6 protein-coding genes are annotated in these 6,712 nt (G+C 35.6%); 5 read left to right on the top strand and 1 reads right to left on the bottom strand.

Annotated elements, in window-relative coordinates:
* Positions 1-484: 484 nt before the first annotated feature.
* The 3 genes from LUA91_RS19805 (at position 485) to LUA91_RS19795 (ending at position 3,340) form a co-directional block, all read left to right on the top strand.
* Positions 485-1,096: a GIN domain-containing protein gene (locus LUA91_RS19805; RefSeq protein ID WP_231427849.1), complete on the top strand. Its 612-nt coding sequence runs from the start codon at positions 485-487 to the stop codon at positions 1,094-1,096.
* A gap of 278 nt (positions 1,097-1,374) precedes the next feature.
* Positions 1,375-2,379 carry an aldo/keto reductase gene (locus LUA91_RS19800; RefSeq protein WP_231427848.1) on the top strand — a complete coding sequence of 335 codons (1,005 nt, stop codon included), beginning with the start codon at positions 1,375-1,377 and terminating at the stop codon, positions 2,377-2,379.
* A 70-nt stretch (positions 2,380-2,449) separates the two neighbouring features.
* Complete coding sequence (locus tag LUA91_RS19795) at positions 2,450-3,340, top strand: AraC family transcriptional regulator (RefSeq protein WP_231427847.1); 891 nt, start codon at positions 2,450-2,452, stop codon at positions 3,338-3,340.
* Here LUA91_RS19795 and LUA91_RS19790 read toward each other — a convergent pair.
* Positions 3,333-3,647, bottom strand: a complete 315-nt coding sequence (locus LUA91_RS19790; RefSeq protein WP_231427845.1) for a helix-turn-helix transcriptional regulator — start codon at positions 3,645-3,647, stop codon at positions 3,333-3,335. The two genes, LUA91_RS19795 and LUA91_RS19790, sit on opposite strands and share 8 nt — an antisense overlap.
* A 298-nt stretch (positions 3,648-3,945) precedes the next feature.
* On the opposite strand from LUA91_RS19790, the gene LUA91_RS19785 reads away from it, so the two are divergent.
* Together LUA91_RS19785 and LUA91_RS19780 are read left to right on the top strand one after the other, a co-directional pair.
* Positions 3,946-5,274, top strand: coding sequence for a paraquat-inducible protein A (locus tag LUA91_RS19785; protein WP_231427844.1), 1,329 nt, complete (start codon positions 3,946-3,948; stop codon positions 5,272-5,274).
* Positions 5,275-5,310: 36 nt separating this feature from the next.
* Entirely contained in the window at positions 5,311-6,663 is a 1,353-nt protein-coding gene (locus LUA91_RS19780) for a paraquat-inducible protein A (protein WP_231427843.1), read from the top strand.
* The last annotated feature ends 49 nt before the right edge of the window (positions 6,664-6,712 follow it).

Genomic DNA, 6,712 nt, shown 5'->3' with positions numbered 1-6,712 from the left:
CCAGGCCTAATGAACTGTTCAAGTTTAGGATAAAGAAAGAGAAGGGGACTAACATCCTGAAGGACCTTATTGGCCAATGACAAGTAAAAGTCTTATTCCTTCTCTTTGCTGGATCTTTTATGCTGAATAAAATTATATTCTGACAGCAATTCTCAAAACCTATTTATACAAACTTACGATGACACTCGTGGATGAAAGCGTTGGGCAAGCTATATGTTCTAAATGCCTCCTATGTTTAAAATTTATGGTTAATACGCGTGAACGGTAAGATTGCCACGTCGTTCCTCCTCGCAATGACATAGGGGATTTAACTACATGGTTTAAAGTTCGCTTTACACTTTACAAACTCTTTTTCGTCGAGAAATAACAGGCGTTTGTCTGGAAGTTACTCATGATGGAATAATACCGCGATTTTGGCTGCAACGTTTTGGCTTTGATGATGTCTTATTATCAGAAAACATTAAGAAACTTAAAATATAAAGTCATGAAAAATTTAGCAAAAACATTATTCGCAGTAGCATTAACAGCAGTGGTATTTACTTCTTCAGCAATGAGCAGCTTCGCTACAGAGCCAGTTAAAAAAGAAACAAAAGTAACTTCAATCCCAGCGTTTAACAGAATTTGGGTTAGTGGAAATGTGAAAATCGTTTTAACACAAGGTGAAAAACAAAATATTGTGGGGGGCGATTCTTACGATGCATCAAAAACATCAATAACGAGTGATGGAAAAACACTTTTTATCAATTCATTAGAAACGAGTCAGGTTACGCTTAACATTACCATTAAACATTTAGAAAGAATTGAAGCTTATGGCCAATCGGTGGTGTTGAGCAATAATAACTTAGATGTAAAATACCTTCAGTTATTTTTAAGCCAAAGCGCTACAGTTAAAATTAAAGCAACTGCAGGTAGTTTATATACCGTAGTTAAAGAAGATGCGGTGCTTAAGTTAAATGGTACAGCAGATCAAAGCACGATGATTGCGAGCAATACCAAAAATATAAATCTCGATAAATTTGCTAGTAAAAAATCATCATCTTATGCTTCAGAAGCTATCATGAATACAGAACAAAACGCAATGGTTTTAGCAAAATAAATATTAAGTATTCCTTAGAAACAGCTGCTCAATTATGGGCAGCTGTTTTTGTTTTAAAGGATTTTTAAATCCTATTTTATAATACAATAATAACCAGATGGAGAAATAGACAAAAACTATACTTTATTTACGATTAATTGATTTTTCCAATGGGTTGGATTGATGTAGTATATTGAGTTTGAAGTTTTGTTGATTCATTTTGCATACATTATTCGTGGTTTTGCAAACAAATTTTGAATCAGACATCCATAAATTTGATTATTCAATAACATCAGGAAATGGAAATTAAAAAGATATCATTAGGAAATCAGGGTTTGGTTGTGCCTCAAATAGGTTTGGGTTGCATGGGTATGACGGGGTTTGAAGAAGCACACATGTATGGGCCAGCAGATGAGGCGGAAGCCATTGCAACTATTCATCAGTCACTGGAAATGGGTGGCAATTTTTTAGACACTGCAGATTTATACGGACCTCTAAAAAATGAGCAGCTGATTGCAAAGGCCATCGGTGCTAACCGCAACAAGTACATTATAGCCACCAAATTCGGCTGGGAAATTAATGAGCACAATAAAGTAACATGGGCAATAAACGGGAAGAAAGAATATGTGAAGTTGGCAGTTGAGCGATCTCTTAAAAACCTGAGCACCGATTATATAGATTTGTATTATATGCACAGGCTGGATAAAAATACACTAATCGAAGAAACGGTTGGGGCCATGAGTGAATTGGTTAAAGAAGGTAAAGTGGGCTACATTGGCTTATCAGAAGTTTCTTCAGAAACAATAGTTAAAGCAAATGCGGTTCATCCCATCACTGCTGTACAAAGCGAATATTCTCTATTTGAGCGTACAGTAGAAGAACGTGGCATATTCAAAACTTTAGAAGAGCTGGGCATTGGCTTTGTAGCTTACTCGCCACTTGGCAGGGGATTTTTATCTGGCGATATTAAAAGCATTAATGATTTGCCTGAAAATGATTTCCGCAGATCGATACCACGTTTTCAGGAAACCCACTTTCACAAAAATCTCGAACTTGTAGAAGCGATTGAAGCGATGGCAAATGACAAAGATGTTACGGCATCGCAGCTTGCCATTGCATGGATTATCAGTAAAGGGATTGTTCCTATTCCGGGAACAAAAAGAAGAAAATACCTGGAGCAAAATCTGGCCGCAGCAAGCATCGTGTTAACAGAAAATGATTTGGCTAAATTGGAAAGTATAGTGCCACTTGGTACCGATACGGGCAACGCATACGATGAATTTAGCATGGGCTTACTCGATTAATTATTTTACGGTTGCATTATTTTGATGGTGCAACAGTAAATCGCATCACTTTAATTTATAAATTACAAACATGAATGCCATCAATTCCATCTCCCAGTTTCATAAACTATTATCGCTTCCAGCGCCATTGCATCCATTAGTTAGTGTAATAAATTTGGCGCAGGCGGTTTTTTTAGAAGATGAAATCTGGAAAGGGTTTATCAACCGGTTTTATTGTGTGGCCTTAAAAAGAGAAGCTAAGGGTAAAATTAAGTATGGCCAACAGCATTACGATTACGATAAGGGTGTGCTGAGTTTTACGGCTCCAAATCAGGTGCAATACCTGGATTTACACAGTATGGAATGTGGCTCTGGTTATTTACTTATTTTCCATCCCGATTTTTTATTGCGCAATAGACTGGCCAATACCATCCATCAGTATGGTTTTTTCTCTTATGCGGTAAACGAGGCACTTCACTTATCGGCAGAGGAAGAAGAAAACCTGATTGCCATTCTGGATAAAATCAATAAAGAATGTGCGCACATAGATAAGCATACACAAGAAATTATTTTATCGCAAATGGAGCTGCTCCTTAGTTATTCCAATCGTTTTTACGAGCGACAATTTATAACCAGGAAAAACAATAGCCATCAGTTACTTGCAAAATTTGAACAGCTATTGGAAGATTATTTTCATCAGAATCAAAATAATGGTTTGTTAACTGTTCAATATGTGGCCGGGCAAATGAATCTTTCGCCAAATTATTTAAGTGATTTATTGCGGTTACATACCGGTCAGAATACTCAGCAGCATATACACGAAAAGTTGATTGAAAAAGCAAAGGAAAAGTTATCGACCACTAATTTATCGGTGAGCGAAATTGCCTATGCTTTAGGTTTTGAACATGCCCAATCCTTTAGCACATTATTTAAAAAGAAAACCAATATTTCTCCATTGGCATTTAGGCAGGAGTTTAATTAGTAATTGGGTTCGATTCTATTTTTTCTACAATATTATCGAGCATTTTCTCGCTAAAATTATGTTTGCCAGATAACCACTTGTTCACTTCTGCAACATGTATGTCGATCATTTGGGCCAGGTGATCTGCACTCAATCCCGCGTGATCAAGAACACTTGCTATCATACTCGCAGTTTCTGCATTCTTGCTGGTTAGCTTTTCAATCGCCGGATTTCCATTTTCTTTAATCCAATCAGCAACCATATCTTTTTTATCAGTAATCATCTCTTTAGGTGTAATATTTAAAATGATGGCGGCAAAGGTATTCATTTAGGGATAATCGGCAAATAGTGAAGTTGGTATGAATCTTTTAAAATACAGAACAGGAGATCAGGATAATCTGATAATACAATTCATAATTCCTGTACATTAAGCTTTTTGGTTCATTTCTGTGGTCTTTTTATTGGTATGCCAAATAAAATTTTTCCTTTTAAAACTTTTTTCGATTTATATGGTTTTATTTCCCAATACCTAAACAAATATTTGCCTGCGCTTAAAGCACTTGCTTTGGTGATTCCAAATTTTGGGCGGTAGCGTAGAAATGTTATAACCACATAATTTTTTTGGATTGGAAACACAAACGAGCCTAGCTGAGAAGAAAAGTCCCTTACTTTCAAAATTTCTCTTGATATTTTTTCTGGCCATTGTGCTTGGTGCAGGAGGCTATTGCGGTTTTCGATTACATGAGCTTTCTGAAAAACAAGAGCATTTGAAAAAAAGCTATGCAGAGATGAATAACATTATGCTCGGGCTTTTTTCAATTGAGCAATGGACAGGTAAAATTGAAAATATCATTAGCTATCAAAGTAAACACCTCGATATTACTGCAAAACAAAAAAAAGACTTACAGAAGGAGATTGAAGGGGTAATTCTGGCCTTAATTAATAAGGCAGAAGCTTTATTGATTAAGCCTGAAAAAAAATCCATTAGGGGTAAGCTTGTTAAATTTGCCGTAAAAAACTTTGTAGATATTCAGGACATCAAAAAAAAGGCACCATCAATTGCAAAAACTATCATACAAAAAGTTGATAATCCTTCTTCCAAAAAACAGCTGAGCAACATGGCTCTTGCCAAGGTGAACCAAATGGATGATATTGCTTTTATTGATAGTACACTTAAAGCAAATGCAGCTAAAATAAATAGTGTTTACAAAGAGTATAATGTAAAAAGCCGTAAAGAATTTAACAGTAAAATCATATCAGAATTAAAAATAATAGAAAAGGGTACATACACTTACTCTATAGCCATGCTTTTTGGTATTGTAGTTTTCCTTTTAGCCTGGTGGATTTTTAGAAAATTCAAGAATTTCCATACCATACTTTTTGTGATGTCGCTAATTTTTGCATTTATATTACTTGCCGTTGGTTTAACCGCATCGATGATCGAGGTTGATGCCCGAATCAGCTCGGTACATTTTATGCTTTTGGGTCAACCTATCGATTTTACAGATCAGGTACTTTTCTTCCAAAGTAAAAGCATACTCGATGTGGTGCGAATTTTAATGAGTGGTTCCGGAATAGATTCTATAGGTGTTGGGGTACTTATTCTGGTGTTCAGTATCTTATTTCCAATTATGAAACTTAGTTCTACAGGCATACATCTTTTAGGTAAAAAAAGCCTGGCGGAGAATAAGGTTATCAAATATTTTGCATTTCAATCGGGCAAGTGGAGCATGGCCGATGTAATTGTTATTGCTATTTTAATGGCCTATATAGGGCTTAACGGTCTTCTGGAAAGCCAACTTAATCAACTTAAAATCCCAAGTGATACGCTCACACTTATCTCTACACACAATACCGCCCTTCAACCTGGATATATCATATTTATTGCCTTTGTACTATTTGGCCTAACCCTTTCTACCATATTAAAATTTATTTCACCCAACGATTCTCACTAATCAATTCTTAGAAACACACTCAAACAATATAAAACTTTGGCCAGTAACCTACATAATCAAACAGCGCAAAAACCTAAAAACGCATTAATTGCTAATATCGTATTGGCGTTAGTGATGGCAATATTAATTGCCACAGCGGGTTATTTCGGTTATCAACTTCGTACGATATCTAACGAACAAAAACAGATTAAAGAAGATTATTCCATGGTAAACAACATTACCTTCGGTGTATTTTCTATTGATTTATGGAGCGAAAGTATTTCAAAAATTATCTCCCAAAAAATAAAGGGATTTAAAATTACCAGCGAGCAGAAATTAATGATGAGAGAGCAGGTGGAAAAACAACTCCACAGCATGGTTAATCAGGTAGTAAAGGAATTTAATAAGCCACAGAAAAATATTGGTGGTAAATTAAAAAATTTCGCTTTCAAAAAATTTGTTGATCCTAAAGAACTACACCAACAAGTACCTTCATTCGCCAAAACCATTATCGATCGCATTACCAGCCCCAGAGCAACCAATAAGCTTAAAACTATAGCCACCGGAAAGGTTGATGAACTTGTGGCGCAAACCTATGATAGTACAAAGGTTGCTATTGATGCGGTAACTAAAACCATGTTTGATAAATACCAGGTTACAAACAAAGATGATTTTAATAAAAACATCGATAATAAATTATTTAGTATGCGTAAGGCCAGCTACAATGATGCTTATTATATGTTGGGCTGCATGATATTAATGGTTTGTTTATGGGTGGTTATTAGAAAATGGGCACATTTACACACTACTTTATTTGTGATGTCGCTATTGTTTGCTTTGGTATTATTGTTTGTTGGCGTAACAGTATCCATTATAGATGTAGATGCAAGGCTCAGTTCCATTAATATTATGTTAATGGGCGAAAATATTGCTTTTAAAAATCAAGTGTTATTTTATCAAAGCAAAAGTATTTTAGACATTGCTGATGTTTTGATTAAGCAACCGAAGCCAGATGCCATTACAGTTGGGGTGCTTATACTGCTATTTGTTATTATTTTGCCCGTTCTGAGGATTACGGCGAGAGGGATACACAGGCTTGCTAAACCATCTATAGCAGAGAGTGGCGTGGTGAAATATCTTGCGTTTGAATCGGGCAAATGGGATATGGCAGATGTAATGGTGGTTGGAATAGCAATGACCTACATTGGATTAAACGGCATTTTAAAAAGTCAGCTCACCAGCCTGAATATTAAAAATGAATTTATGACAACGGCCACGGTTAATAACTCTTCGCTACAACCGGGGTATATTATTTTTGTAGGCTATGTAATTTTCGCCTTTGTTCTCTCTTATATTTTAAAGAAAATTACTAATCATTCACATAACCACGAATCGGCGGATGTGACATAGAAATTTGAAGTATTTTATAAAGAAATAAAAATTACTTTTTGTTTTCGTG

It is taken from the genome of Pedobacter sp. Leaf250 (genome assembly GCF_920984735.1).
Lineage (GTDB): Bacteria > Bacteroidota > Bacteroidia > Sphingobacteriales > Sphingobacteriaceae > Pedobacter.
This window is presented reverse-complemented; position numbering and strand designations above follow the sequence as displayed.

Coding starts and splice junctions, on each gene's coding strand:
- LUA91_RS19805 (WP_231427849.1), top strand. CDS start 485: ATGAAAAATTTAGCAAAAACATTATTCGCAGTAGCATTAACAGCAGTG.
- LUA91_RS19800 (WP_231427848.1), top strand. CDS start 1,375: ATGGAAATTAAAAAGATATCATTAGGAAATCAGGGTTTGGTTGTGCCT.
- LUA91_RS19795 (WP_231427847.1), top strand. CDS start 2,450: ATGAATGCCATCAATTCCATCTCCCAGTTTCATAAACTATTATCGCTT.
- LUA91_RS19790 (WP_231427845.1), bottom strand. CDS start 3,647: ATGAATACCTTTGCCGCCATCATTTTAAATATTACACCTAAAGAGATG.